General features: G+C 47.2%; 1 protein-coding gene. It reads right to left on the reverse strand.

The annotated features are described in order from the left end of the window. A partial coding sequence (locus ADA55_RS00935; RefSeq protein WP_048677993.1) for a 4-hydroxyphenylacetate 3-hydroxylase C-terminal domain-containing protein occupies positions 1-212 on the reverse strand: 212 nt, incomplete at both ends.

Here is a 212-nt window from a genome sequence, read left to right on the forward strand (position 1 = left end):
GTTTGAGCATATTGGATGACTTCGGATACGATGGAACGAACCCCTGGGATCTTCCCTGTTCCCAGTGTATCAACAATGAGTTGGGCAGCCCCGGCATACATTTCAGCCTTGGTGGCTAAACGGGAGAGAATATGCCAGTGAGCTCCTAATACGACGACCCCATACAATTCATTGAGTTCTGGAACTCCATAGTTGAAAATTCTCCACTTTTC

The organism is Bacillus sp. 220_BSPC, assembly GCF_001054655.1.
Taxonomy (GTDB): Bacteria; Bacillota; Bacilli; order Bacillales; family DSM-1321; genus Peribacillus; species Peribacillus frigoritolerans.